General features: G+C 59.7%; 25 protein-coding genes. 10 read left to right on the top strand and 15 right to left on the bottom strand.

What is annotated here, in order from left to right; genetic code table 11:
* The first annotated feature begins 14 nt into the window (after positions 1-14).
* Positions 15-461, top strand: a complete 447-nt coding sequence (locus tag JNB85_RS16600) for a DoxX family protein (RefSeq protein ID WP_220335425.1) — start codon at positions 15-17, stop codon at positions 459-461.
* 34 nt (positions 462-495) lie between these two features.
* On the opposite strand, the gene JNB85_RS16595 is transcribed toward JNB85_RS16600, so the two are convergent.
* From JNB85_RS16595 to JNB85_RS16560, 8 genes are all read right to left on the bottom strand, one after another.
* Positions 496-669 carry a DUF1328 domain-containing protein gene (locus JNB85_RS16595; RefSeq protein WP_113295964.1) on the bottom strand — a complete coding sequence of 58 codons (174 nt, stop codon included), beginning with the start codon at positions 667-669 and terminating at the stop codon, positions 496-498.
* Positions 670-825: 156 nt separating this feature from the next.
* Positions 826-1,932 carry a helix-turn-helix transcriptional regulator gene (locus JNB85_RS16590; RefSeq protein WP_220335424.1) on the bottom strand — a complete coding sequence of 369 codons (1,107 nt, stop codon included), beginning with the start codon at positions 1,930-1,932 and terminating at the stop codon, positions 826-828.
* Positions 1,933-2,111: 179 nt separating this feature from the next.
* Entirely contained in the window at positions 2,112-3,539 is a 1,428-nt protein-coding gene (locus JNB85_RS16585; protein ID WP_220335423.1) for a gamma-aminobutyraldehyde dehydrogenase, read from the bottom strand.
* Positions 3,540-3,614: 75 nt separating this feature from the next.
* Positions 3,615-4,430 carry an ABC transporter permease gene (locus tag JNB85_RS16580; RefSeq protein ID WP_220335422.1) on the bottom strand — a complete coding sequence of 272 codons (816 nt, stop codon included), beginning with the start codon at positions 4,428-4,430 and terminating at the stop codon, positions 3,615-3,617.
* Positions 4,420-5,382 carry an ABC transporter permease gene (locus tag JNB85_RS16575; protein ID WP_220335421.1) on the bottom strand — a complete coding sequence of 321 codons (963 nt, stop codon included), beginning with the start codon at positions 5,380-5,382 and terminating at the stop codon, positions 4,420-4,422. The genes JNB85_RS16580 and JNB85_RS16575 overlap by 11 nt, the downstream gene beginning before the upstream one ends.
* Positions 5,379-6,365, bottom strand: a complete 987-nt coding sequence (locus tag JNB85_RS16570) for an ABC transporter ATP-binding protein (protein WP_220335420.1) — start codon at positions 6,363-6,365, stop codon at positions 5,379-5,381. The genes JNB85_RS16575 and JNB85_RS16570 overlap by 4 nt, the downstream gene beginning before the upstream one ends.
* Before the next feature lie 204 nt (positions 6,366-6,569).
* A complete protein-coding gene (locus JNB85_RS16565) occupies positions 6,570-7,730 on the bottom strand; it encodes an ABC transporter substrate-binding protein (protein ID WP_220335419.1) in 1,161 nt (386 codons plus the stop codon).
* A gap of 120 nt (positions 7,731-7,850) precedes the next feature.
* Entirely contained in the window at positions 7,851-8,759 is a 909-nt protein-coding gene (locus JNB85_RS16560; RefSeq protein WP_220335418.1) for a LysR family transcriptional regulator, read from the bottom strand.
* 180 nt (positions 8,760-8,939) lie between these two features.
* On the opposite strand from JNB85_RS16560, the gene JNB85_RS16555 reads away from it, so the two are divergent.
* Complete coding sequence (locus tag JNB85_RS16555) at positions 8,940-9,662, top strand: hypothetical protein (protein ID WP_220335417.1); 723 nt, start codon at positions 8,940-8,942, stop codon at positions 9,660-9,662.
* Positions 9,663-9,674: 12 nt separating this feature from the next.
* Here the strand turns inward: JNB85_RS16555 and JNB85_RS16550 are convergent, their stop codons facing one another.
* Positions 9,675-10,565, bottom strand: a complete 891-nt coding sequence (locus tag JNB85_RS16550) for an AraC family transcriptional regulator (RefSeq protein ID WP_220335416.1) — start codon at positions 10,563-10,565, stop codon at positions 9,675-9,677.
* A gap of 132 nt (positions 10,566-10,697) precedes the next feature.
* Here JNB85_RS16550 and JNB85_RS16545 point away from each other — a divergent pair, with 132 nt between their 5' ends.
* The gene (locus tag JNB85_RS16545) at positions 10,698-11,450 is read left to right on the top strand and encodes an SDR family NAD(P)-dependent oxidoreductase (RefSeq protein WP_220335415.1); all 753 of its coding nucleotides are present in this window, start codon (positions 10,698-10,700) and stop codon (positions 11,448-11,450) included.
* Positions 11,451-11,465: 15 nt separating this feature from the next.
* A complete protein-coding gene (locus JNB85_RS16540; protein WP_220335414.1) occupies positions 11,466-11,768 on the top strand; it encodes a hypothetical protein in 303 nt (100 codons plus the stop codon).
* A 55-nt stretch (positions 11,769-11,823) separates the two neighbouring features.
* Here JNB85_RS16540 and lysS read toward each other — a convergent pair whose 3' ends face one another.
* From lysS to JNB85_RS16515, 5 genes are all read right to left on the bottom strand, one after another.
* A complete protein-coding gene (gene lysS / locus JNB85_RS16535) occupies positions 11,824-13,320 on the bottom strand; it encodes a lysine--tRNA ligase (protein ID WP_220335413.1) in 1,497 nt (498 codons plus the stop codon).
* 21 nt (positions 13,321-13,341) lie between these two features.
* Positions 13,342-14,796 carry a glutamate--tRNA ligase gene (gltX, locus tag JNB85_RS16530; RefSeq protein ID WP_220335412.1) on the bottom strand — a complete coding sequence of 485 codons (1,455 nt, stop codon included), beginning with the start codon at positions 14,794-14,796 and terminating at the stop codon, positions 13,342-13,344.
* A gap of 350 nt (positions 14,797-15,146) precedes the next feature.
* The gene (locus tag JNB85_RS16525) at positions 15,147-15,896 is read right to left on the bottom strand and encodes a TerC family protein (protein WP_220335411.1); all 750 of its coding nucleotides are present in this window, start codon (positions 15,894-15,896) and stop codon (positions 15,147-15,149) included.
* Positions 15,897-15,996: 100 nt separating this feature from the next.
* Positions 15,997-16,836 carry an AraC family transcriptional regulator gene (locus JNB85_RS16520; protein ID WP_220335410.1) on the bottom strand — a complete coding sequence of 280 codons (840 nt, stop codon included), beginning with the start codon at positions 16,834-16,836 and terminating at the stop codon, positions 15,997-15,999.
* A 105-nt stretch (positions 16,837-16,941) separates the two neighbouring features.
* Positions 16,942-17,622: a TetR/AcrR family transcriptional regulator gene (locus JNB85_RS16515; protein WP_220335409.1), complete on the bottom strand. Its 681-nt coding sequence runs from the start codon at positions 17,620-17,622 to the stop codon at positions 16,942-16,944.
* A 152-nt stretch (positions 17,623-17,774) separates the two neighbouring features.
* Between JNB85_RS16515 and JNB85_RS16510 the strand changes: the two genes are divergently transcribed.
* The 6 genes from JNB85_RS16510 (at position 17,775) to JNB85_RS16485 (ending at position 25,530) form a co-directional block, all read left to right on the top strand.
* Positions 17,775-18,983, top strand: coding sequence for an HlyD family secretion protein (locus JNB85_RS16510; RefSeq protein ID WP_220335408.1), 1,209 nt, complete (start codon positions 17,775-17,777; stop codon positions 18,981-18,983).
* 28 nt (positions 18,984-19,011) lie between these two features.
* Positions 19,012-20,613, top strand: coding sequence for a DHA2 family efflux MFS transporter permease subunit (locus JNB85_RS16505; RefSeq protein ID WP_220335407.1), 1,602 nt, complete (start codon positions 19,012-19,014; stop codon positions 20,611-20,613).
* A 156-nt stretch (positions 20,614-20,769) separates the two neighbouring features.
* Positions 20,770-21,795, top strand: a complete 1,026-nt coding sequence (locus JNB85_RS16500; protein ID WP_220335406.1) for a LacI family DNA-binding transcriptional regulator — start codon at positions 20,770-20,772, stop codon at positions 21,793-21,795.
* A gap of 21 nt (positions 21,796-21,816) precedes the next feature.
* On the top strand, positions 21,817-23,271 hold the full coding sequence (gene xylB, locus JNB85_RS16495) for a xylulokinase (RefSeq protein ID WP_220335405.1): 1,455 nt from the start codon (positions 21,817-21,819) through the stop codon (positions 23,269-23,271).
* A gap of 178 nt (positions 23,272-23,449) precedes the next feature.
* Positions 23,450-24,760: a xylose isomerase gene (gene xylA / locus JNB85_RS16490; protein ID WP_220335404.1), complete on the top strand. Its 1,311-nt coding sequence runs from the start codon at positions 23,450-23,452 to the stop codon at positions 24,758-24,760.
* A gap of 149 nt (positions 24,761-24,909) precedes the next feature.
* Positions 24,910-25,530 (top strand): class I SAM-dependent methyltransferase, encoded by a 621-nt coding sequence (locus tag JNB85_RS16485; protein ID WP_220335403.1) that lies wholly within the window; start codon positions 24,910-24,912, stop codon positions 25,528-25,530.
* Between the two features lie 21 nt (positions 25,531-25,551).
* Here JNB85_RS16485 and JNB85_RS16480 read toward each other — a convergent pair whose 3' ends face one another.
* Entirely contained in the window at positions 25,552-25,938 is a 387-nt protein-coding gene (locus JNB85_RS16480) for an ester cyclase (protein ID WP_220335402.1), read from the bottom strand.
* Positions 25,939-25,960: the final 22 nt, after the last annotated feature.

Raw genomic sequence — 25,960 nt, 5'->3', positions numbered from 1 at the left:
GATAAGCGGAGGATATGATGGAAAACGCTAAAAGCCGGCCCGGGCTGGCCGATCTCATTCTTCTTCTGGGCAGGCTTCTCCTATCGCTGATTTTTCTGCATGAAGGTTCATCGCTCATCACAGATATCCCTGCGACGCTTGCGACCTTCGAAAAGCTTGGCCTGCCGGCGCTGGTGACGTTTACCGTCATCGCTCTGCAGATCGCCGCCGGCCTTTCCGTAGCCGGCGGCCTTCTCTGCCGGCTCGGCGCAACTGCGCTAGGGCTCTTCTGCCTTGCGACGGCCCTTCTGTTCCATACCAATTTTGCAAGTCAAAACGAGTTGCTGCATTTCGAGAAGGATTTGGCAATCGCCGGCGGCATGTTCGTGCTTGCGGTGCGGGGAGCCGGATCAATTTCGGTCGACGGTCTTCTGAAGCGACAGGCAAAGGGACTGCATCCCTGGCTGATAGGCATGCTGTAGACCGCCGTTACGCGGCCTCAAATCGCCTCCGCGGCTAAAAGATTGCCTGTCCTGCCATCAAGGCCAATATCAGGAAGATCAGGAAGACGACGAGGAAGATGCCGAAGAGCACGCGCGCGATCGTCGCGGTCGCCGCTGAAATGCCGGAGAAGCCGAAAAAGCCGGCAATGATCGAAATTACGAGAAATATCAGGGCCCATTTTAACATGGATATCTTCCTCCGTGATTGCCGCAGGAAGACGCATCAACTCGGATTTTGTTCCAAATCGCTGAAATGCCGTTCCTGAAGGTGTCTCCGGCTCGCGATGGCTTCCGGGGCGCGCCGATCCATTTCGGGGAAAGTGTCATTGGCTTGCCATCAGGCCTAGATCTTCAGGCTCGACAGCAGCGAGATGAGCTGGGATTGGCGTTGTGTGCCGGTCTTGGCAAGAACCTTCTTCACGTAGCCGCGCGTCGTCTCATAGGTCAAACCCGAGATCTCCGCGATCTGGCGTGGCGACGAACCATCCATCAGCAGGCGCGCTACCGTCGTTTCCTGAGGAGTGAGCGAAAAGAGCCGGCGCAGCAGATCGCGGCTCGGGGCCGCCCGTTCGGAGAGATCCGTGATGATGGCGACGGCGGCGGAGTGCGAAAAGAGTTCGGCCGGTACTCCGTTCAGGCGCTGGGCACGGATTATCAGGGGAGCCTTTCCAGGGCGGGAAAACAGTACCGGCGTGGAGACGGCCGGATTGGTGAAAGGCTCCTTTGAAAGGACTGCCTGCAGATGGCGCCGCAGGAGCCCCGTCTCCTCCTGACTGAGAGCAACGAGTTCCTGATCGAGAAGCCGGATATCGCCATCGAGCAGCATCTCCGCCCGCTGGTTCAGCCGGGTGACGTGGCCAAAACGATCGAAGAAGACCACGGCAGTGCCGGCAAGCTCGAATGCCTCGCTCATGCTGTCTATCTTGGCGACATGCAGGGCGCGAATGATCTCGGCTGCGGCGGTCAGTCTCGACTGCATCCTCACGAGCAGGCGCTCGTCATCGCGATCGAACGGCTGGTCTTGAATGCGCCGCTGCAGGTTGAGGCTCAGCATCGTATCACCGGAGGTGAAGCCCACCATTGCGGAGTAACGGAAGCCGAAACGGGCCAGGAAGTCCGTATAGAAGATCTGGTGGTTGAATTCCTCCTCGCCGGCGATGTCGTGCTCGATGACGATACCCTTGGTCATTGCGACCGCCAGGCCGCGTTCGCGGAAGTCGCGCTTGTACCATTCTTCGTCGAAATAGACGTGGAAAGCCTCCTGCAAATTCGGCGTGCTCAGGAAGCCGGAGGGGAATTTCCCGCGCACCGGCATGATATGCGTGCCGGTGGAACCGGTGGCCCGGCTGATCTGCTCCAGCGTGCGCTCCCAGCTCTCAGCGACAAGTGCGGATTCCAGTAGGCCATCCAGGGCTTTTTCGAGCTCGGAAATATTGATGCGCGTCGCCATAAGTAATGCCGATTGATCTCTTTATCCGACGAGGAACCACAATTATCGCGAGCTGCCGAATAGGATGAACGGCAATTCAACGTTCAAGAAACAGTGTTTTCAGTTGTATTATGACAAGGTGATAAAAGTCACTGATGGCGGCAGTGACTTTTCGGAAAGATCAAGTCGGTATGGTTCAACTATCCGTGATTGATCATCACATGTCGGACAGCGGTATAGTCTTCCAAGGCATAGTTTGACAGGTCCTTGCCGTAGCCGGATTGCTTCAGGCCGCCATGCGGCATCTCGTTGACCAGCATGAAATGCGTGTTGATCCAGGTGCAACCGTACTGAAGGCGCGCAGCTGTTTTCATGCCGCGGCCGATATCCTTGGTCCATACAGAGGAGGCGAGACCGTAATCGCTGTCATTCGCCCAGGTTACTGCATCCTCGACATCGGTAAAGCGGGTGACGGAGACGACGGGGCCGAAGACTTCGCGACGAACGATCTCGTCTTCCTGTGTGGCACCCGCGACGACGGTGGGCGTGAAGAAGAAGCCCTTGTCGCCGGAGACCTTGCCGCCGGTGGTGATTTCCATGTGCTTATGTTCGGAGGCGCGAGTGACGAAGCTTTCGACCCTGTCGCGCTGCCGCTTGGAAATCAAGGGGCCGATCTCATTCTCAGTGTCGTCGGCATGATTGAAACGGATGCTGGAGACGGCGGAGGTCAGGTCGGCGACGAAATTCTCGTAAACCTTGGCGTCGGCGTAGATGCGGCAGGCGGCGGTGCAGTCCTGACCGGCATTGTAGTAGCCGAAGGTGCGGATACCGGCGACGACGGCATCGATGTCGGCATCGTCGAACACGATGACGGGCGCCTTGCCGCCAAGCTCCAGATGGGTGCGCTTGACGGTCTTTGCAGCCGCCTGCAGCACTTTCTTGCCGGTCGCGATATCGCCCGTAATCGACACCATGTTGACTTTCGGATGGTTGATCAGTGCATTGCCGACGCTCTCGCCACGGCCGAGGATGAGATTGACCACGCCCTCGGGAAGGATTTCGGAGAGGAGCTTTGCCATTTTCAGTGCCGTCAGCGGTGTCTGTTCCGATGGCTTGAAGACGACCGTGTTGCCGCCTGCGATCGCAGGCGCCAGCTTCCAGGCCATCATCATCAAAGGGTAATTCCACGGCGCGATCGAGCCGACGACGCCGATCGGATCGCGGCGGATCATCGAAGTGTGGCCGGGGAGATATTCACCGGCTACAGGCCCGTGCAGATTGCGCACCGCGCCGGCAAAGAAGCGGTAGCAGTCGACGATGGCAGGGATTTCGTCGTTCAGTACGGCATTGATCGGCTTGCCGCAATTCAACGCTTCGAGCGTGGCAAAACCCTGTGCGTCCCTTTCGATGGCATCGGCAATTTTCAGGAGATAGGCGGAGCGTTCGGATGGCGTCGTCTGTGCCCAGGCAACGAAAGCCTTTTCAGCAGCATCCACGGCGGCATCGATCTGACCGAGCGAAGCTTCGGGGAGGTTCAGCACCGTCTCGCCGGTCTTCGGGTTCAGGATGTGTTCTTCCGTTTCAGTGCCGGTCTCGAAACGCGAGCCGATCAGCATTTGCGTGTCCATGGACATTCTCCCTCTGCGTTGGTGGAGCGGGATAGGACAGGAAAGCGTTTGACGCTTTCCGTATCTTGCTCCGGATTATTTACCGGCACCGGCGATCTGGTCGCCGTCGCGTGTGAGATAATAGGCTGCCAGGATCGGCAGGAAGGTGACGAGCACGACCACCATGGCGACCACGTTGGTGACGGGGCGCTGGCGCGGGCGGATCAACTCTTCGAGCATCCAGATCGGCAGGGTGGATTGTTGGCCACCGGTGAAGGTGGTGACGATGACTTCGTCGAAGGACAGGGCGAAAGCCAGCATGCCGCCGGCCAGAAGCGCCGTGCCGATGTTCGGCAGGATCACATGCCGGAAGGTCTGGAAGCCGTCAGCGCCGAGATCCATCGAGGCTTCGATCAGCGAGCCCGACGTGCGGCGGAAGCGGGCGACGGCATTGTTGTAGACGACAACGACGCAGAAAGTGGCGTGGCCGAGCACGATCGTCCAGACCGAGAAGGGAATGTCGAACAGGCTGAAGGCGGAGCGCAGTGCAATGCCGGTGATGATGCCCGGCAGCGCGATCGGCAGGATGACAAGCAGCGAAATCGCCTCGCGGCCGAAGAATTTCGTCTGGCAGACGGCGGCTGCGCAGAGCGTGCCGAGGACCAGCGCGATTGCCGTCGCAATGCAGGCGACCTGCACGGAGAGGCCGAGTGCCGACCAGACATCCGGGCGGTTCCAGGCGATGCCGAACCATTGCAGCGTCAGGCCGGGCGGCGGCCACTGATAGCTCTTCTCCTCGGTTGTGAAGGCATAGACGAAGATCAACAGGATCGGCAGATGCAGGAAGAGCAGGCCGCAAGCGGCCGCGCTCTTCAGAATAAGGGGTGATTTCTGTCCGCTATCAGAGCGCATCGAAAGCCCCCATGCGTTTGGCGAGCCAGAGATAGATCGCCATGATGACGATCGGCACGACGGAGAATGCGGCGGCGAGGGGCACGTTGCCGGCCGTTCCCTGCTGGGTATAGACCGCCTGGCCGATGAAAAGGCGGGATGAGCCGATGATCTGCGGAATAATGTAGTCGCCCAAGGTCAGCGAGAAAGTGAAGATGGAGCCGGCGACGATGCCTGGCAGCGCCAGCGGGAAAAGCACGGTGCGGAATGTCTGGTGCGGCGTGGCGCCCAGATCGGCGGAAGCCTCTATCAGGTTGCCGGGCACGCGCTCGAGTGCCGCCTGCGTCGGCAGGATCATGTAAGGCAGCCAGATATAGACGAAGACAATGAAGGTACCGAGATAGCTAACGGAAAGCGAATTGCCGCCGACCACGGGCAAAGCGAGGACACCATCGAGCAGCCAGGAGAGATAGAGCTTGTCGAAGAGCCAGGTTAGGATGCCTTCCTTTGCGAGGATCAGCTTCCAGGCATAGATCTTGACAAGATAGCTCGACCAGAGCGGCAGCATGACGCCGAGATAGAACAGCGCCTTCCATTTTCCCTGCGCATAGCGTGCCGCATAATAGGCGATCGGGAAGGCGACCAGGGCGGATGCCACCGTCACCAGTGCCGCCATCAGGATGGTTCTGACGATGATGTCAAAATTGCCGGGGTTTAAAAGCTGCGCATAGGTATCCAAGGTGAATTCGTAGTTCACCATCCCGGAGAAATCGTCGATCGAGAAGAAGCTCTGTAACAGCAGCGCGATCAGCGAGCCGATATAGATGATGCCGAGCCAGAGCAGCGGCGGCGTCAGCATCAGGAACAGAAGTAATTTGGGGTGACGCCATAAGCTATCCGACAGGCGGCCGAAGAAACCGCCGCGCTGCGGCAGGATCGAGGCTTCCGGCTTGGTGATCGCCAGCGCCGTCATGCCGCATCATCCATGTAGTGTAGGTCACCCTGCTGCCAGGTGAGGCGGATGGCGGTGCCAATATCGGGTATATCGCTGCCGGCTGGCAGCATGACATGCAGGCGCGATCCGGTGATGTCTACGGTGAGGCGAGTTGCGGCGCCCAGAAAGCTGGCACTTTCGACCTTCGCTTCAATGCCCTCGCCGGAAAGGCGGATTGCCTCGGGACGCAGGCTCGCCCAACGCTTCTCGCCGCCGAGGGCCGTCATCACGTCAGGGGAAATGACATTGGACGAGCCGACGAAATCGGCGACGAAGCGGGTCTTCGGGCGGCGGTAGATATCCTGCGGCGTCCCCTGCTGGACGATGCCGCCATTGTCGAAGACAGCCACACGGTCCGCCATGGAGAGGGCTTCCCCTTGATCGTGGGTGACGAAGATGAAAGTGATGCCGAGGGCGCGCTGCAGGCTCTTCAGCTCTTCCTGCATCTGCTCGCGCAGCTTCAGATCCAAAGCGCCGAGCGGTTCGTCGAGCAGGAGCACTCGGGGCTTGTTGACGAGGGCACGGGCGAGCGCCACGCGCTGCCGCTGGCCGCCGGAAAGCTGGCCTGGACGGCGGCTGCCGTAACCCGGGAGCTTCACCAGTTCCAGCGCCTTTTCGGCCTCTTTGACCCGCTCCGCCTTGCCCATGCCCTTGACCATCAGCCCGTAGGCGACGTTGTCGAGGATATCGAGATGCGGGAACAGCGCGTAATCCTGAAAGACGGTGTTGACGTTGCGGCGATAGGGCGGGACGCCTTCGGCTGTTTCGCCGAAGATTTCGATATGTCCCGATGTCGGCTGTTCGAAGCCTGCAATCAGCCGCAGGCTGGTGGTCTTGCCGGAGCCCGATGGGCCAAGCATGGCGAAGAATTCGCCCGGCGCGATCTCGAGATCGACGCCGTCGACGGCTCGCACGGCGCCGAAATGGCGAGAGACCTTTAAGAAACGGACGGCTGACGTCATGGAGGCTCCGGATCTGTAATATCTGAGAGAGGCTTTGATCTTCAAAAAGACCCCGCCTAAACCCCTCCCCACAGGGGGAGGGGCTTAATCTGCCGCGCCCACGCTTAAACCATCAGGCGTTTCGACAGGAATGCGGCGGCACCACTCTGCCCCTCTTGATGAGGAGGGGTTGGGGAGGGACTTTGTACGCGAACCGGCCTGGCGTCACCGCCCGCCAATCACGCCGATATAGTCGGACACCCAGCGATGATAAGGCACGCATTCGCTTTCGGTTGCGCATTTGGCGACCGGCGTCTTCCAGAACTTGATCTTGTCAAAGTGATCATAGCCGTTGGTGCTGCAACCGGCGTCGGTCAGCAGTTCATTGCCCTTGCAGGCAGCCGGAACAGATGGCACGGCGCCGAACCAGGCGGCAGCATCACCCTGCACTTTCGCCTTCAGTGAGTGCTCCATCCACATATAGGCGCAGTTCGGGTGTTCGCTGTCGGCATGCAACATGGTAGTATCAGCCCAGCCGGTCACGCCCTCCTCAGGGAAGGTGGAGGCGATCTTCTGTTTGTCTGCCTGCAGCAGGTTGACCTGGAACGGCCAGGAGCCGGAGGCGACGACACCTTCGTTCTTGAAGTCGTCGACCTGGATCATCGCATCGTGCCAATAGCGCGAGACGATCTTGCGCTGGCCGCGCAGCAAGTCGAGGGCAGCCTTGTACTGGTCCTCGTTGAGCTCGTAAGGGTCCTTGATACCTAGGTCGGGTTTGTGCGCCATCAGATACAGAGCCGCGTCGGCGATATAGATCGGACCGTCATAGGCCTGCACACGGCCCTTATTGGACTTACCATCAGGCAGGTTCTGTTCTTCAAAGACGATGTTCCAGCTCGTTGGAGCCTTATCTTTGAAGGCATCGGTATTGTACATCAGCACATTCGGCCCCCAGAGATAGGGTACGCCGTAATGGACGCCGTTGACTGTATTCCAAGGCGCATTCTGCAGACGCTCGTCGACAGTCTTGTAGCTCGGGATAAGGTCGGTATTGATTGGCTGAACGCGTTTTCCTGCGACAAGACGCAGAGAAGCGTCGCCCGAGGCAGTGACGAGGTCGAAGCCGCCTTCGTTCATCAGCGCCACCATTTCATCCGAGGTGGCGGCGGTTTTCACGGAGACCTTGCAGCCGGTTTCCTTCTCGAAGTCGGTGACCCAGTCGTAATTCTTGTCGGTTTCTCCGCGCTCAATATAGCCGGCCCAGGCAACGATGCTGACGGCGCCTTCGCCCTTGCCCAATTCCTTCAGCGGTTCGGCGGCAATGACCTGCGTCGCGAAGCTCAGACTCGCGAGCGCAGCAGTGCACGATTTAAGAAGATGCTTCATCGTCTGTCTCCCGGTTCGGTGCCGCTTTTGCGGCGTTTTGTTCCCGGAAGAAAAGGTGACGCGGAACGGCCGGTTTCGCAAATTCATTTATCAGAAAGGCTATATCGGAAATTCCGATATCTAACGAGATCTTCCCGATCGCATGTTCTCTGCGATGGCAACGAAATCGCGTGCCGCTTGCGGCAGGCTGGAGCCCTTGCGCCAGACCATGCCGACCTGCACGACAGGCAGAGAACCGGAAACGTCGCGGCTTTCGATGCGGTCGCCTTCAAGCGACCACGGACGATAGACGAGATCGGGCAAGAGCGCTACGCCCGCACCTGTCGCGACCAGGCTGCGCACCGCTTCCACCGAACGGGTACGGAAGGCGACGTGCGGGCGGGCGCCGAGCGCGGTCAGCAGCTTGCCTGTATTCTCCTCGATTTCATCCACCGTCAGCATGATCAAAGGCTCGCGGGCGATATCGGCAACGGAGATGATATCGGCTGAAACCAGCGGATGACCCATCGGCAGCCAGAGGCGGTAGGGAGAGGTTTCAAGGATTTCGGCCTGCAGCGCCATGCGATCACGCAGATTTGAAATCACCATGACAGCGACATCCAGCTCGCCGCCGACCAGCAAATGCTCGAGGTAACTGCCGTTGTCCTCGATGGCGCTGACCTCCACGCCTGGGCAGGCGCGGCGATAGCGGGCCAGCAGATCCGAGAGCACATAGCCCGCGACGAGCGAGGTGACGCCTATATTGAGCGTGCCGGAGGGTATGTTCCGCTGGCCGGAGAAGCTGGTGCGGGCATCCGAAACCGTTGCCAGGATTTTCGTGGCGTGCCGCAGGAACTGATGGCCGTTGTGGGTGATCGAGAGCCCGCGTGGGTGACGCTCGAACAGCACGACGCCAAGGTCGTTTTCGAGTTCCTTCAGCGCCTCCGTTATCGAGGATTGGGAGATCGACAGGTTCTGCGCGGCACGCGTGACCGAACCCTGTTCGGCAACGGCGATGAAGTACTGGATCTGGCGAAGCGTGAAGGCCATGGCATTTTAGAGCATGCGTTTCAGCGGTCTGGCAAGCGCATTGGCGGCTGGACCTTTTTTGGTATTTTGCCAGTTCGGGACAAAGTCTGCCGGGTCACTTAAAGATTCCGAAACGTCATTTCCCTTAGTTTCACAGCCACTTGTATTGCGTTGGAGTTTTTAGATGGCGGAGCAGTTGGCGTGAAGGCCTTACTGCGCATGTTCCGGCCTTCCCGGAAATTGGCTTTGATCATCGGTGGCAGCGCCCTGTTGGCGGGCGTTTCCGGCGGTGCTGCAGTCTATGTCGGTAAAGACAGGCTGCTGGGCGACGGGGAATCAGCCGATGGCGTTGCCTGCACCGACGTCAATCTCGTGACGATCAAGAAGCAGGACCACGTCTGGGTCCGCAAATACATCAAAACCGAACCCGTAGACGGCATGACGCGCATCAAGACGGCGTTGCGTGTCGCGCAGGCCGTGTATGCGGCTCAAAAGCCCGACCTCGTACAGGTCGTGGTGCTCGATGAAAATGGTCCGACACTGCGCTCGGATATTCGCGGTCGGGCGATCGGCGCTGACGTGGTCTATATCGCGCATCCCGACAAAATCGTCGAAGGACTGAACGACAAGCCCTATACGGCCCGCTACTATGACGGCAAGGCCAGCGAGCGGGGGCTCTTCTATGGAGAGCGCATCGACCTGCCAGAGGATCAGATTGCGGCGCTGAACGCCAGCCTCAAGGATCCTGCCGATTGCATCGATCCGGTTGCCGTCGCTTCCACCAAGGGAGAAGGCAAGGCAGCAGGTGGGGCGCCGGCCAAGGAACCCGAGGAGCCGTCCGCTGAAGAACAAGCGGCCAAGGATGCAGCCACCCCAGCGGAGGCTGCTCCTGCAGAGGAAGCGCCTGTCAAGAGCGGCCACTAGGTCCGACAACGATTAGGCTGCCGGCCTGATGTTTTCCCTTATCGAGGATATATCGCGCCCAGGCGGCTGGCCGAAGAGGCGCGCATATTCTCGGGTGAATTGCGAAGCGCTCTCATAGCCCACGGCATAGGCGACCGAGGATGCGTTTCCGGATTGGGCAATCAGCAACTGGCGGGCCTGCAGGAGACGGATACGCTTCTGGTACTGGATCGGGCTCATCGCCGTCACAGCCTTGAAATGACGGTGAAAGGCCGAGACGCTCATGGAGGCGAGGGTGGCAAGTTTTTCGACCTCGACCGCTTCAGCGTAGTGTTCACGAACCCAACGGACGGCAAGCCTTACCTGCGACAGGGCACTGTCGGGTGCTGCGATATCGCGCAGCATCCAGCCCTGCGGTCCTTGCAGCACGCGATAGAGGATCTCGCGCTCATAGGCTGGGGCGAGGGCAGGAATATCCTGCGGGCGCTCCATCAGTTGCAGCATTCGCAGCCATGCGTTCAGAAGTTCCGGAGTCATGCGGCAAACGGAGTAGCCACCGTTCTGCCCCGCCAGATAGGATTGCTGTGGAATATCCAGGAGGAGGGCCGCGACACGTGCCGGATCAAGCGAAAGGCTGACGCCGATATAGGGCCTGTCGGGGCCGCTCTGCCGCACCATGCCGGTCGCCGGCATATCGACCGTAATCACAAAATAGCTGGCGGGATCATAATAATAGTCGCGGCCGGCGATTGTCAGCGTCTTGCTGCCATCGAGGATCAGATTGATCATCGGTTCATAGACAGCGCTAAGCTTGTGTTGGGGGATTTCTCCCTTGACCATCACGATCCCTGGTATGCCGGTCTGCGTAGGCCGGTTTTCGGCATGGGCCGTCAAGCGGCGCAATTCGCGGAGCATTGTTTCCATACCAAAATCCTGGACCAGCACGTGATCACGCGCAAGACAAAAGCAGGAATAGGCAAGAACGAGGCAGTTTCCGGCGGCGTGTCTGCCGGCCGTTTCCCATAGCTTCCGACCATCGAAGCAAAGGAGACAGAGATGAAGATTGCAATCATCACCGGCGGAAGCCGTGGCATCGGCCAGTCAGCGGCGCGGGAATGCGCCAGACGTGGCATGGGCGTTGTCCTCACCTATAACAGCTACAAGCCGGGCGCAGATGAGGTGGTGGCCGAGATCAAGGCGGAGGGCGGGCAGGCCGTGGCTCTCGCTCTCGATGTCGGCGATGCCGACAGCTTCCCCGCCTTCGTGGAAGAGGTCAAACGACTGCTTTCCACCTATTGGGGGCGCAGCGATTTCGATTGCCTCGTCAATAATGCCGGTTTCGGCATGTTCAATCTCATGGAGACGGTTACCAAGGAGCAGTTCGACGCCCTCATGAATGTTCATTTGAAGGGACCGTTCTTCCTGACGCAGGCGCTCTTGCCGCAGATGGCGGACGGAGGCGTGATCCTGAACGTGACGAGCGCTTCCGTTCGCGTCGCAACGGCTGGCGTTGCGCCTTATGCGGCTCTCAAGTCCGGACTTGAGACGCTGACGCGCTATCAGGCGAAGGAGTTCGGCGGCCGCGGGATTCGCGCCAACGCCATTTCGCCCGGTCCCATCCGCACCAATCTTGCCGACGCGGCGCTGGACAAGAATCCGGAATTTGCAGCACTGCTTGCCTCGCAGACCGCGCTTGGTCGTATCGGCGAGCCGGAAGATGTCGGCCGCGTCATCGCCATGCTTGCATCCGACGATGGCGCGTGGATCAACGCACAGACGATCGAGGTCGCGGGCGGATATATGATCTGAGCTGAGACTGGCAATATGGCACATGCAATCGAAATAACCTCTTTTCGTTTGAAGGATGGGCTCGTCGCTCAGGATTTTCTGGCAGCCAATGCTGATGTCGAACCCTGGCTGCGCCGGCAGCCGGGCTTCCGTTCAAGGATTATGGTTGAACACGAGGATGGTACCATTACCGATATGGTGATCTGGGACACCGCCAGGCAGGCATCGGATTCCGCCAGTCGACTCATGCGCGAGTTGGCGGATTCGCCCGTGCACGAAGTGATCGATCAAACCACGGTCTCATGGACGATCGGCACGGTATTTCATCAATCACCATAAACAGAGGGAGCGTCCTTTCGGCCGCTCCCTCTTTCATGTCCAGGAAATTCGAGTCTCAGTCCGCTTTGCTGCGGCGGGCCGGGAAGAGGATGACGTCGCGGATCGACGGCGCATTGGTGAGCAGCATAATCAGGCGGTCGACGCCGATGCCGAGGCCGCCGGCGGGCGGCATGCCCTGGTCGATCGCATCGAGGAATTCCTCGTCGAGCTGTTTTGCCTTCTCGCCGCGGGCATGGGCCTGCTCGAGCTGCTCTACCATGCGGCGGCGCTGCTCTTCCGGATCGTTGAGTTCGGAGAAGGCGTTGCCGAGTTCCCAGGCGTTGCAATAGGTTTCGAAGCGTTCGACGAGGCGCGGCTCGCCGGGGACTTCCTTGGCGAAAGGAGAGATGTCCTTCGGGAAATGCGTGACGTGGGAGGGCTGGATCAGCGTCTGCTCGACCTTCTCTTCGAAGATGAAGGCCAGGCATTCGCCCCAGGTCCAGTCCTTCTCGACCTCGAATCCGGCAGCCTTGGCGGCGGCGCGGGCTTCCTCGTCGGTCTTCATCGCCAGGAAATCGATGCCGGTGACTTCCTTGACGGCATCAGGCATCGGAACACGCTTGAACGGTCCCTTGAAGGACAGCGTCTTGTCGCCGAAGGGGAATTCCGTCGTGCCGTGGATCGAGAGCGCTAAGCTCTCGAACAGCCGCTCGACGAGGTCCATAATGTCCTCGTAATCGGCATAGGCCCAGTAGCACTCCATCATGGTGAATTCCGGATTGTGCCGGGTGGAGACGCCTTCGTTGCGGAAGTTACGGTTGATCTCGAACACCTTGTCGGTGAGGCCCGAAACCAGCGTGCGCTTCAGGAACAGTTCCGGCGCGATGCGCAGGTACATGTCGAGCTTCAGCGTGTTGTGATGCGTCTTGAAGGGCTCGGCGGTGGCGCCGCCGTAGACCGAGTGCAGCATCGGCGTTTCGACTTCCATGAAGCCGTCGTCTTCCATGAAACGGCGGATACCGGAGAGGATCTTCGAACGCTGCTGGAAGCGCAGCTTCGATTCCTCGTTGGTCATGATGTCAAGGTGGCGCTTGCGGTAGCGCAGCTCGATGTCGGAGAGGCCGTGCCACTTTTCGGGCATCGGCAGCAGTGACTTCGTCAGCATCTCGATCTTCTGAGCGTTGATCGTCAGTTCGCCGCGCTTGGTGCGGCGCACGATGCCGGTGACGCCGATAATGTCGCCGATGTCGATCATCGGCAGAAGCGCGCGGGCCTCTTCCGAGGTCGTATCCTTGTGGCTGAAAATCTGGATCTTGCCGCCGGCATCGTGGATGTCCATGAACATGCCGGAGTTGCGCGACGAGTAGACGCGGCCGGCGACCGTCACGATATCCTGTGTCTCGACGTCGGGTTCCAGGCCCTCGTATTTCGCAGCCAATTCGGCATTGGTCATCGTCCGGTGGAAATGTGCCGGATAGACGTCGCCGATCTGCTCGCGCAGCAGCTTCAGCTTCTGGGCGCGCACTTCCGTTGCGTCGGAGGAAAGGGTGCTTTCGGTCTTGTTGTCAGCCATGTCGAAATCCTCTGACTGTTCTTACTTCGAGCCGACGAGGGCGGCGACGGCCTGCGAGGCGAGCTTCAGGCGCTGGCGCACGACCGAACGGCCGAGGATCGCCATGGAATCGAAGAGCGGCAGCGAGCGCGACGAGCCGGAAACGGCAACGAAGAGAGGGGCTACCACGACCTTCAGCTTCTTGCCCATGCGATCGGCGACGGCACGCAATTCGGCTTCGATCGTCTCGACGTTCCACTCCAGGATCTTTTCGAGATCCGGCTGGACGGTATTGAGGATCTCGAGGATCTCTTCCGGCGGCGACTTGATCTTCGCGAAGTCGGACGGCTGCAGGCCGAGATCGGACTTCAGCAAGAAGCCTGCAAGATCCGGCAGTTCGCCGAGCTTGGAAATGCGCGTCTGCGACAGGCGCAGGCCAGCCATAAGGCGATCGTTTTCCATCGCCCAGGTCAGCACGCGGTCGCGGAAATCCTCTTCCGACAGCTTCTCGCGGATCCAGCGGCCGTTCAGCCAGTCGAGCTTCTGGATATCGAAGATCGCGCCGGCCTTGGACAGGTTGTCCGGGTCGAACTTTTCGGAGAGCTCGTCCATGGTCAGCAGTTCTTCGCCCTCGGAGATCTGGATGAAGAACAGGCCGAGGAAATTCATCAACGCTTCCGGGATATAGCCGAGCGCGGAATAGTAGGAGATCGAAGTCGGGTTCTTGCGCTTCGACAGCTTCGACTTGTCGGCGTTGCGCATCAACGACAAATGCATGAACACCGGCTGGTCCCAGCCAAAATACCGATAAAGCAGGATATGCTTCGGCACGGAGGCGAGCCATTCCTCGCCACGCGCGACATGGGTGATCCTCATCAGATGGTCGTCGATGACGTTTGCCATATGATAGGTCGGCATGCCGTCGCCCTTGATGAGCACCTGCATATCGACGGAATCCCACGGGATCGACACGTCGCCATAGACGCCATCGGTGAAATCGCAGGAGCCGTCGGTCGGAATCTTCATGCGGATGACGGAGCTTTCGCCTGATGTCATCTTGGCCGTGACTTCTTCAGCTGTGAGGCTCAGGCAGAGACCGTCATATTTCGGCTGCTTGCCGGCGGCGCGCTGGGTCTCGCGCATCTGCTCCAGACGCTCAGGCGTGCAGAAACAGCGGAAGGCATGGCCCTTGTCCAGCAATTCCTGCGCGTAGGGCTGGTACATGTCCTTGCGGTCGGACTGGCGATAGGGGCCGTAGGGGCCGCCGATATCGGGGCCTTCCTTCCATTCCAGCCCGCACCACTTCAGCGCATCCAGCACTTTCGTTTCGAATTCAGGGGTCGAGCGCGTCGCATCGGTATCCTCGATGCGCAGGATGAACTCGCCGCCGTGCTTCTTGGCAAAGAGATAGTTGAAGAGAGCGATGTAAGCGGTGCCGACATGCGGCTCGCCGGTCGGCGAGGGAGCGATGCGGACGCGGACGCCGGAAGCTGTCATTTTATGTGCCCGTCAATGAATGCCGAGCGGCTTTTCAATGAAAGCGACGTCCGGCCTGGAGAATGCAGATATCTATCGGAAATCGGCTGGAGGAAGGCGTCTGCCCGCATAATCGGCCGATTATCCTGATGGCTGCGCTTAGGCCATATTCAAAAGGGCGCGTCAAGAAAAACCGCTTTTGGCGGGTTTCGTCCGGCCTCTCCGGCGGACGCTTCGGATGATCTGTTCTTCGAGGTGAAGCCCGCCGACATGAAGCAGGCGATGTCTGTGCTTTTCAGCAAGGCCGCCATTGCCTCCGTCTTACCGAGTAAGGCGGAGGCGACGATTGGGTCTCAGATGGATGGACGGCCTTAGTGGCCGCCCTCGCGCTTTCGCCGGCGCGCGTTTCTCGCGAACATATTCAACACCTCGACGAGGGCCGAGAAGGCCATGGCGGCGTAGACATAGCCCTTCGGCACGTGGAAGCCCATACCGTCGGCGATCAGTGTCGTGCCGATCATCAGCAGGAAGGCGAGGGCCAGCATGACGATCGTCGGGTTGCGCTCGATGAAATTGGCGAGCGGCGTTGCGGCGACGAGCATGACCGTGACAGCGGCAATGACGGCAATGATCATGATCGGCAGATGCGGCGTCATGCCGACGGCGGTGATGATGCTGTCCACCGAGAAGACGAGATCGAGCAGCAGGATTTGGCCGATCGCCGAGGCGAAGCTCGTGCCTGTCTTGCCAGCAATAAAATTCTCCTGATGATCCTCCGGATCGACATTGTGATGGATTTCCTTGGTGGCCTTCCAGACGAGGAAGAGACCGCCGGCGATCAGGATGAGATCCTTCCAGGAGAAGCCGTGGCCGAAAAGCTCAAAGAGCGGTTCGGTAAGCTGAACGATCCAGGCGACCGTCCCGAGCAGGGCAAGACGCATGACGAGAGCAAGGGCGATACCCGTCTTGCGGGCTCTTTCCCGATGCTCGGGCGGCAGCTTGTTGGTGAGGATGGAGATGAAGATCAGGTTGTCGATCCCGAGAACCACTTCCATCACCACGAGCGTGACAAGCGCCACCCAGGCAGCCGGGTCCTGAATGAGCGTCATGATATCCTGCATCGGCGTATTTCCCCTTTGCGTCACCTAAGGACGCGGACAATCTATCGTCGCGGACCTGCCGGGCAAGCGCCGCAAGGGGTATACGAAAATGATCGGGCTTTTATTCCTTGATCGGCAGCCAGATTTCCGTCAGCCCCATTCCCGTATGAGGATCGAAGCGGTTATCGTAACGTTCGAACATGTCGGGCACGCTGCCATGTTCGAGGCCCGAGGTCGGCCACCAGTTGCCGAAGATCAGATCCATTGTGGCGGGGATGCCTGAGACATGACCGCGGTGGGAGAAGACGGCGTAGCGCTGGGCCGGCAGCTTCAGTGTTGCAAAGCCATCCGGCAGCTCGTCAGCATCGGATACTTCGACGGCTGCCATGTAACGGAATTTCTCGTTTTCGCCGTCGATATGCGTGCAGATCCCGTAGGCGATATTGCCCTTCTGGTTGGGGATATGGCCGAAATGCTGGTTGAACTTCTGCCAGAGCGAGGGGATCGCGGCGTTGCCGCCGTAGGCGTAGGTTTCCTGGAGGCCGGCGAAAAGCATAGGCTGCAGCGTTTCGAAACGCGGCGGTTCGAGATCGGTAAGGTTTGCGGTTTTCATCCTGATAGGCTCCATTAAAGCGAGATTGCGAATGTGCCCTTGTCGCCGCACCGCTTCCGGTGTCATGCCGAACTGGTCGCGGAAGGCCCGGGTGAAAGCCTCGTGCGAGCCGTAGCCCGCGCCGAGGGCAACTTCGAGAATGTTGGATGAGCCTGAGATGAGAGACAGCGCGGCGCCACTCAGACGCCGTGCGCGGATATAACCGCTGATCGAATGGCCGGTCACCAGACCGAACACGCGCGACAGATGATACCGCGATAATCCGGCGGCGTCCGCGATCTCGTCGAGGCTTGTATCGGTTTCGAAATGGCTCTCGATGAACCATATCGCCCGTCCGATGGCGCTCATCTCTTCTCCCTTGGTTGCCGTCTCAGTCCTAGCGGAAATACGGCGGCCGGATTTGATCGCTATTGCGCAAATCCGGCAGAAAACCAATTGGCATAGAGATGAGGATCAGGCGGGCTCGTGTTTGTGCACGCCATAGGCGGCCATGAAGACATAGATCGCGCCGCGGATGACGCGTTCAATCTCGTTGCGGGGCGGGGGGTCTTCCATATTGCCGAACAGGCGCAGCTTGAAGAAGCTGCCACTCGCAAGATCGAGGAACTGTCCGGCGGCGAGATCGATATCGTCGATCTTCAGAGTACCGGCCCGCACATGCCGCTCCAGGAAGTCGTGCATGATGGTGCGAAGGTTCTGCGGCCCTTTGAAGAAGCGTTGGCAGAGAAGGGGCATGCGCTCTCGTACGCCGAGCACGGTGCGCATGGCATCAATGACCTTGTCTTCAGTCATGTGGGTGACGAAGGTTATTCCGAATTCGTACAGGCCGGCCTCGACATCGTCATGCTCGGCAAGGACCGTGCGCACGGCCGCAACAAAGGCGGCGCGCTCGCTCTCGACCATGGCGTGGAAGAGTTCCTCCTTATTGGCGAAGTAGACATAGAGCGTTCCCTTGGAAACGCCGGCCTCCCGGGTCACATCGTTCATGCTGGCCGCATCGAAGCCCATTTTCATGAACACGCGCCGGGCACCATCAAGAATCTGCTGGCGCTTGGCAGGATCCTCGCCCGCAGCAAAGCGGCCTCCCGGGTTGGGTGGGCTGAATACGGCGATGTCCTCGGGCTTCAGTGTCATGTCTCCTTAACCGTCTTGGCGAATTCGTGTCTTCGTTCAAAGAAATCGAACCGATTGGTTCTATGCATCTTGATATGAAGTTAAAAACCCTTTATGTCAACTGAACCGAACCGTTCAGTTCGATTATTTTACTCCAGATCGGTAGCCTCTCCATGTCGACAAACCAGAAAAGCAACGTCGCACGCATCGTCAGCGAAAACGCCGGCGCGGAAGAGGTAAAAGCGGAAGCTGCAGCTCCCGCTGAAGCCCTGAAGGCCGAGGCACCGCAGACGGCTCCTGCGCAGTCGGCGCCTGCTGTCGCTCCGGTCGCCGCTGCTCCGAAGAAGCGCCGGAGCTTCGTGCTGCCCGTCGTCGTGCTGGCGCTTCTGGCCGGCGCCGGCTGGTACGGCTATGAATGGTGGACGAATGGCCGCTTCCTGGTGTCGACCGACGACGCCTATATCGAGGGCGATATCGCGACGATCTCGCCGAAGGTCACCGGCTACGTCGCGAAGGTGAATGTTGTCGCCAACCAGGAAGTAAAGGCAGGCGACGTTCTCGCTACCCTTGATAATGGCGACTACCAGAACGCCCTCGACCAGGCCAATGCTCAGATCGAAACCGAGCAGCTGTCGCTCAGCCGCATCGATGCGCAGATCGAAGGCGCCAAGGCAAGTCTCGTGCAGGCCCAAGCCCAGAAGGCTGCCCTCGAAGCCACCGTGCGCGGCGCAGAGATCAAGCAGAAGCGCCAGAGCGATCTGCAGGCGAAGTCGGTCGGCACCACTGCAGATCTCGATGATGCCAATACGGCTCTCGATCAGGCGAAGGCAAACCTTGCCGGCGGCGATGCCAATATCGTTGCTGCCCAGGCCAATATCGCCATCCTCGAAGCCCAGCGCAAGGAAGCCGAGGGTTCGGTGCGCACACTGGAAATCCAGCGCGACAAGGCCGCCCGCGACCTTTCCTTCACGGTGCTGAAGGCGCCCTATGATGGCGTCGTCGGCAATCGTTCGGTTCAGGAAGGCGATCTCGTTTCGCCCGGCCAGCGGCTGATGGCACTCGTGCCGACCCGCCAGCTCTATATCGACGCCAACTTCAAGGAGACGCAGATCCAGCATCTCGTTGCCGGGTCGAAGGTGAACGTCCATGTCGATGCCTACAGCGATTATCCTGTCGTCGGCACTGTCGAATCGATCTCGCCGGCTTCCGGCTCGGTCTTCTCGATGCTGCCTCCGGAGAATGCGACCGGCAACTTCACCAAGATCATTCAGCGCGTGCCGGTTCGCATCGCCCTGCCGCAGGATGCGCTTGATAGCGGCCGCCTGCGCGCCGGTCTCAGTGTTGTCGTCGACGTCGATACCCGCACGGCACCGGTGAAGTAAGTCAAGCCCTTAGGGCGGAGGTAGTCCCATGGCCGGGAGCGCGACAGCAACGGCAGGTTCGATCCCGGCAGCACCTGCGCATGCCGCCGATCGCATGGATCCGAAGAAGCTCATCGCCTTCTTTGCGATGGTGCTCGGCATGTTCATGTCGATCCTCGACATCCAGATCGTCTCCGCTTCGCTTGCCGAAATCCAGGCCGGCCTTTCTGCCGGTACTGATGAGATCGGCTGGGTGCAGACAGCCTATCTGATCGCGGAAGTCATCATGATCCCGCTGTCGGGCACGCTCGCGCGCATCATCTCGACACGTTACCTTTTTGCGATCTCGGCGGCGGGCTTCACCATCTCGAGCGCGCTTGCAGCGACGGCGACGAATATCGACCAGATGATCGTCTACCGCGTCCTCCAGGGCTTCATCGGCGGCGGAATGATCCCCTCGGTCTTTGCTGCCGCCTTTACGATCTTCCCGCCGTCAAAGCGCGCCATCGTCTCGCCGATTATCGGCCTCATCGCCACGTTGGCGCCGACCATCGGCCCGACGGTCGGGGGGTATCTCAGCCACGCCTTCTCGTGGCACTGGCTGTTCCTGGTCAATATCGTTCCCGGTATCATCGTCACGCTCGTAACCTGGAATTTCATCGATTTCGACAAGCCGGAACTGTCGCTCTTCAAGAAGTTCGACTGGTCCGGGCTGATTGCCATGGGTATCTTTCTCGGCGCGCTGGAATATGTGCTGGAAGAAGGCAATTCCAACGACTGGTTCAACGACAACTACATCGTCATGGGTGCCGTTGCATCGGCCGTCGCCTGTATCGTCTTCTTCTATCGGGCCTTCACCGTGGAATTCCCTGTCGTCGATCTGACGGCTTTCTCGAACCGTAATTTTTCCTTCGGGTCGATCTTCTCCTTCGTCATGGGCATCGGCCTTTATGGCCTCACTTATATCTACCCGGTCTATCTCGGCCGCATCCGCGGGTACGATTCGCAGATGATCGGCGAGACGATGTTCGTCTCGGGCCTTGCGATGTTCTTCACCGCGCCGATTGCCGGTCGGCTGTCGACGAAACTCGACCTGCGCGTCATGATGGCGATTGGCTTCGTCAGTTTCGCGGCGGGCACCTTTATCATGACGCATCTGACGCAGGACTGGGACTTCTACGAGCTCTTTATCCCGCAGATCCTGCGCGGCTTTGGCCTGATGATGTGCATGGTGCCGATCAATAACATCGCGCTCGGCACCCTTCCGCCGCAGCGCATCCGCGGGGCGTCGGGTCTCTTCAACCTGACACGTAACCTCGGCGGCGCTGTTGGCCTTGCCATCATCAACACCGTGCTGACGAGCCGCCAGGACGTGCATTACGAGCGTCTGCGTGAAAGCGTCCATTGGGGCAACACGGCAGCGATCGACCAGATGAACAACATGACCGCCAACTTTAACAACTGGGGTCTGGACGGGGCTAACGTCGCGGTCAAGCAGATGGTCGGACTTGCGACAAAGCAGGCAATGATCCTTTCCTTCAGCGACATTTTCCTGATGCTGACGGTGCTTTTCCTGGCGATGATCCTCGGTGTCGTCATGATCAAGAAACCCGCGCCGCAAGGCGGCGGGGGAGGCGGTGGCGGCCACTGACCTCCGGCCGTCATTGCAAGAAAGGCCCTCTTCGGAGGGCCTTTTTGTCTTTCTGCATGTATGTCTGTTCCCTTTCAACACGTGTTTGCCACCTCACGCTATTTTTTGATTTACGTACATCAGATTTGGCGCTAATGGTCTCTTCCAGGAGGAGTGATGAGGCCAACCGTTCATGATATCGCCGCTGCGGCGGGCGTCAGTCTTGCTACTGTAGACCGGGTTCTGAACCAGCGGCCGGGCGTACGCCATGTAACGCGGGAGAAGGTGGAGGCTGCGATCCGCGATCTCGGCTATGTGCGCGATGTGGCCGCCGCAAACCTTGCCAAAAGCCGCGTTTATCCGCTGACTTTCATCCTGCCCGCCAGCGACAATTCCTTCATGCATGGCCTGAATGCCGAAATCCGCGCAGCGATGGCGCGCTCGGCTGCCGAGCGTACAGATATCCGTATTGTCGAAGTGCCTGCTTTCGATCCGCAAGCACTGGTGCGTGAGCTGGAAACAGTCGCTACCGAAAAGCCTTCAGGTGTCGCGCTTGTCGCGACCGATGCGCCGGATGTGCGCGCCGCCGTCGACCGGTTGGTAAAAGATGGCATTCCGGTCGTCACGCTCGTTTCCGATCTGACGGGGTCGCTGCGCCACCACTATGCCGGCGTCGACAATATTGCGGCAGGGCGCACCGCTGCGCGTCTGCTCGGACGTTTCCTCGGCGGCGCCCAGGGCGAGATTGCCATTCTGGCCGGCTCCATGCTGGTACGCGACCATCGCGAACGCCTGGAGGGCTTTACAGCCGTCATGGCCCAAGAGTTTCCGGCGCTGCACCTGTTATCAGTTCTTGAAGGCCGGGACGATCCTGAAGTCGCACACATGCTGATTGCCGATGCGCTTGGGAAGAACGACGGCATCATCGGCATTTACAGCCTCGGTGCCGGTAATCGTGGTCTGGTCCGGGCGCTAAAGGAAAAGGCTGTCGACAGGACACTGACGGTGATTGCCCATGAATTGACGGTCCATACGCGGGCTGCCCTTCTCGACGGCACTATCGACGCAATCCTCAATCAGGATGCCGGCCACGAGGTACGCAGCGCGATCCGTGTTCTCAAGGCAAAGGCGGACGGGCTTGCGGTCATCGACGCGCAGGAGCGCATCCGTCTCGACATATTCCTGAAAGACAATCTGCCGTAACGGCAAAGGGAGAAATACCATATGTATCTGGGTCTCGATCTCGGAACTTCGGGCGTCAAGGCAATGCTGATCGACGGTGATCAGAGGATCATCGGCTCGGCCAATGGTTCGCTCGACGTCTCGCGTCCGCATTCCGGCTGGTCCGAGCAGGAACCGGCCCATTGGATCCGCGCTACCGAAGAGGCTGTTACCGGTCTCAAAGCCAAACATCCAAAGGAGCTTGCCGCCGTCAAGGGTATCGGCCTCTCCGGTCAGATGCACGGCGCGACTCTGCTCGACGCCTCCGATAAGGTGCTGCGTCCCTGCATCCTGTGGAACGACACGCGCTCCCATATCGAGGCTGCGGCCCTCGATGCCGATCCGCGCTTCCGCAAGCTGACCGGCAATATCGTTTTCCCCGGCTTCACCGCGCCGAAGCTTGCTTGGGTCGCCAAGAACGAGCCGGAGATATTCGCCAAGGTCGCCAAGGTTCTGCTGCCGAAGGATTATCTGCGCCTCTGGCTGACCGGCGAGCACATCTCGGAAATGTCCGACTCGGCCGGCACGTCCTGGCTCGATACCGGCAAGCGCGCCTGGTCGTCGGAGCTTCTGGCGGCGACCAATCTCGATGAGAAGCAGATGCCGACGCTTGTCGAGGGCACGGAGCAAGGCGGCAAGCTGCGCGCCGAGCTCGCCTCCGCCTGGGGCATTTCCGGCGATGTCGTCGTTGCCGGCGGTGCTGGTGACAACGCGGCTTCGGCCTGCGGCATGGGCACGGTGAGCGATGGCGCTGCCTTCGTTTCGCTCGGTACGTCAGGCGTTCTCTTTGCCGCCAACGCCGCCTACCTGCCGAAGCCGGAAAGCGCCGTGCATGCCTTCTGCCACGCGCTGCCGAATACCTGGCATCAGATGGGCGTCATCCTGTCGGCCACCGACGCCCTCAACTGGCATTCTTCCGTCACCGGCAAGTCGGCCGCCGATCTCACCGGCGAACTCGGCGAAAGCCTGAAGGCGCCGAGCGGTGTCACCTTCCTTCCTTACCTCTCGGGCGAGCGCACGCCGCACAATGACGCGGTCATCCGCGGCGCCTTTATCGGCCTTGAGCACGAAAGCAGCCGTGCGGTGCTGACGCAGGCAGTGCTTGAAGGCGTCTCCTTCGCGATCCGCGACAATCTGGAAGCATTGCGTTCGGCCGGCACGGATATTTCCCGTGTCACGGCGATCGGCGGCGGTTCGCGGTCGCGCTACTGGCTGGCCTCTATCGCGACTGCGCTCGGCGTTCCGGTCGATTTACCGGCGGATGGCGATTTCGGCGCTGCCTTCGGTGCCGCCCGCCTTGGCCTCATTGCTGCAACGGGTGCCGATCCGGTGGCCGTCTGCGCGCCGCCGGTAACGGCCGGCACGATCGAGCCTGTCGCTGCGCTGAGCAGCGCCTATGAAGATGCCTACAAGCGCTACCGCTCTGTCTACCCGGCGATCAAGTCGCTGGTGCATTGAGAACTGCAGCCGGCGGCCCCTCATCCGCCTGCCGGCACCTCTCCCCGCTGGGGAGAAGAGACTCGTGGCGCTGTCTCATGCCCTTCTCCCTCGGGGAAGAAGGTGGCCCGAAGGGTCGGATGAGGGGCGCGCACGGCATTGACGATAAAACTGAACGACAAACCCAAGGAGAACCCAAATGAGCACCGGATTTTTCGGCGACATCCAGAAAGTGAAGTACGAAGGGCCTGAAAGCACCAACCCGCTGGCCTTCCGCCACTACCAGCCGGACGAGATCGTTCTCGGCAAGCGCATGGAAGACCATCTGCGCTTCGCGGTTGCCTATTGGCACACCTTCACCTGGCCGGGCGGCGACCCCTTCGGCGGTCAGACCTTCCTGCGTCCATGGTTCGAAGACACGATGAAGGCTGCCAAGCTCAAGGCTGACGTCGCCTTCGAATTCTTCTCGTTGCTTGGCGCGCCCTACTACTGCTTCCATGACGCCGACGTGCGCCCGGAAGGCAAGAACTTTGCCGAAAACACCAGGAACCTGAACGAGATCGTCGACTATTTCGCTGAAAAGCAGGCCGCCACCGGCACCAAGCTGCTCTGGGGCACGGCGAACCTCTTCTCGAATCGTCGCTACATGTCGGGTGCTGCGACCAACCCGGATCCGGATGTCTTCGCTTTCGCTGCCGCGACGGTCAAGACCTGCATCGACGCCACGCAGAAGCTCGGCGGCGAAAACTACGTTCTGTGGGGTGGCCGCGAAGGCTATGAAACCCTGCTCAACACCGATATCGGCCGCGAGCTCGACCAGCTCGGCCGCTTCCTCAACCTCGTTGTCGAATACAAGCACAAGATCGGCTACAAGGGCACGATCCTCATCGAGCCGAAGCCGCAGGAGCCGACCAAGCACCAGTACGACTACGACGTTGCGACGGTCTATGGCTTCCTCAAGAAGCACGGCCTCGAAAACGAAGTGAAGCTCAACATCGAGCAGGGCCACGCGATCCTTGCCGGCCACTCCTTCGAGCACGAGCTGGCGCTTGCCAACGCGCTCGGTATCTTCGGCTCGATCGACATGAACCGCAACGATTACCAGTCCGGCTGGGATACGGACCAGTTCCCGAACAACGTTCCGGAAATGGCTCTGGCCTACTACTACGTTCTGGCGGGCGGCGGCTTCAAGACGGGCGGTACCAACTTCGATTCGAAGCTGCGCCGTCAGTCGCTCGACCCGGCAGACCTGCTGATCGGCCATATCGGCGGCATGGATTGCTGCGCCCGCGGCCTCAAGGCTGCCGCCAAGATGATCGAGGACAAGGCACTCTCCCAGCCGCTCGCAGACCGCTATGCCGGCTGGAATTCGGCTGAAGGACAGAAGCTCTTCCGCGGCGAATATTCGCTGGAAGAAATCACGCAGTGGGTCGAAAGCGAGGATATCAATCCGCAGCCGAAGTCCGGCAAGCAGGAACTGCTCGAAAACATCGTCAACCGCTACGTTTGATTGCCGGTCTGATCTTTTTGAAAGCCGGGGAGCGAAAGCCTCCCGGCTTTTTCGTTGTGCGGAGCCGGGGGACGGCCAGTTGTGCTGGTCGGGCCGTCGGAAATCTGGCATGCCATCACGAGCGGTGGAGAAAACGTTTGGAGCGTTTCATGACTGACGATCGCAAGCTGCATTGGGAAAATGTCTATTCGACCAAGAGCGAGACCGATGTCAGCTGGTTTCAGGAAAGCCCGGCGCCTTCTCTCGAACTGATCCATCTCGTTAGGGCAAAACAATCCGACGCCATCGTCGATGTGGGTGGCGGAGCTTCAAGGCTGGTCGACAGCCTTCTTGCCGAAGGGTTCGGCGACCTCACGGTGCTCGATCTCTCAGCAGCCGCGCTGGAGACGGCGCGAAAGCGTCTTGGCGCCAAAGGTGAGGAGGTCAAGTGGATCGTTGATGATGCCACACTTTGGGAGCCACCACAGACCTATGATGTCTGGCACGATCGAGCAGCCTTTCATTTCCTGGTCGATGCGGCTCAGCGAGCAGCCTATATCGAGCGGCTGAAACGTGCGTTGAAAATGGGCGGGCATCTGATCATGGGGACTTTTGCCCTCGATGGGCCGGACAAGTGCAGCGGCTTGCCGGTTGCGCGCCATAGCTCCGAAAGTCTGGCAGAGATCCTCGGGCCAGGTTTCGAGCTGCTCGACAGCCGTCGGCACGATCATGCGACCCCATGGGGCAGTGTGCAGAGATTTCAGTTCAGTACGTTCAAGCGGATCGCATAATCGGAGAGGAAGCTCTTCGCTTCAAAGCTGGGTCTCGATGGCTGCCTTGTCTATGATCGACCAGACGCTCTCGATCTTTCTATCCAGAAACTCGTAGAAGACGTTTTCGGCGAACTGCACTCTCCTGCCGTTGATAGGAAGACCGAAAAGTTCACCCTTTGGTGTGCAATCAAACTGTAAACGGCTTGCCACATGCGGCGGCTCGCAGATCAGCAGCTGGATGTCAAAGAAGAGATCGGGAATGGCGCGAAAATCACCTTCCAGCATTTTCCGATAGCCGAGGAGGCCGATGTGCTTGCCATTGTAGCGAACCTCGTCGTGGACGAAATTTCCCAAATTTGCCCAGTCCTGTTCGTTCAAGCAAGCGATGTAGCTTCGGTATCTGTCGGCCAGTTCGTTCCGTGTCATCTCGGTTGTCCCGTCTGCGCAG

It is taken from the genome of Rhizobium mesosinicum (assembly GCF_019511345.1).
Lineage (GTDB): Bacteria > Pseudomonadota > Alphaproteobacteria > Rhizobiales > Rhizobiaceae > Rhizobium > Rhizobium mesosinicum.
The sequence above is the reverse complement of the archived record's forward strand: the minus strand, read 5'-3'. Positions and strand labels throughout refer to the sequence as shown.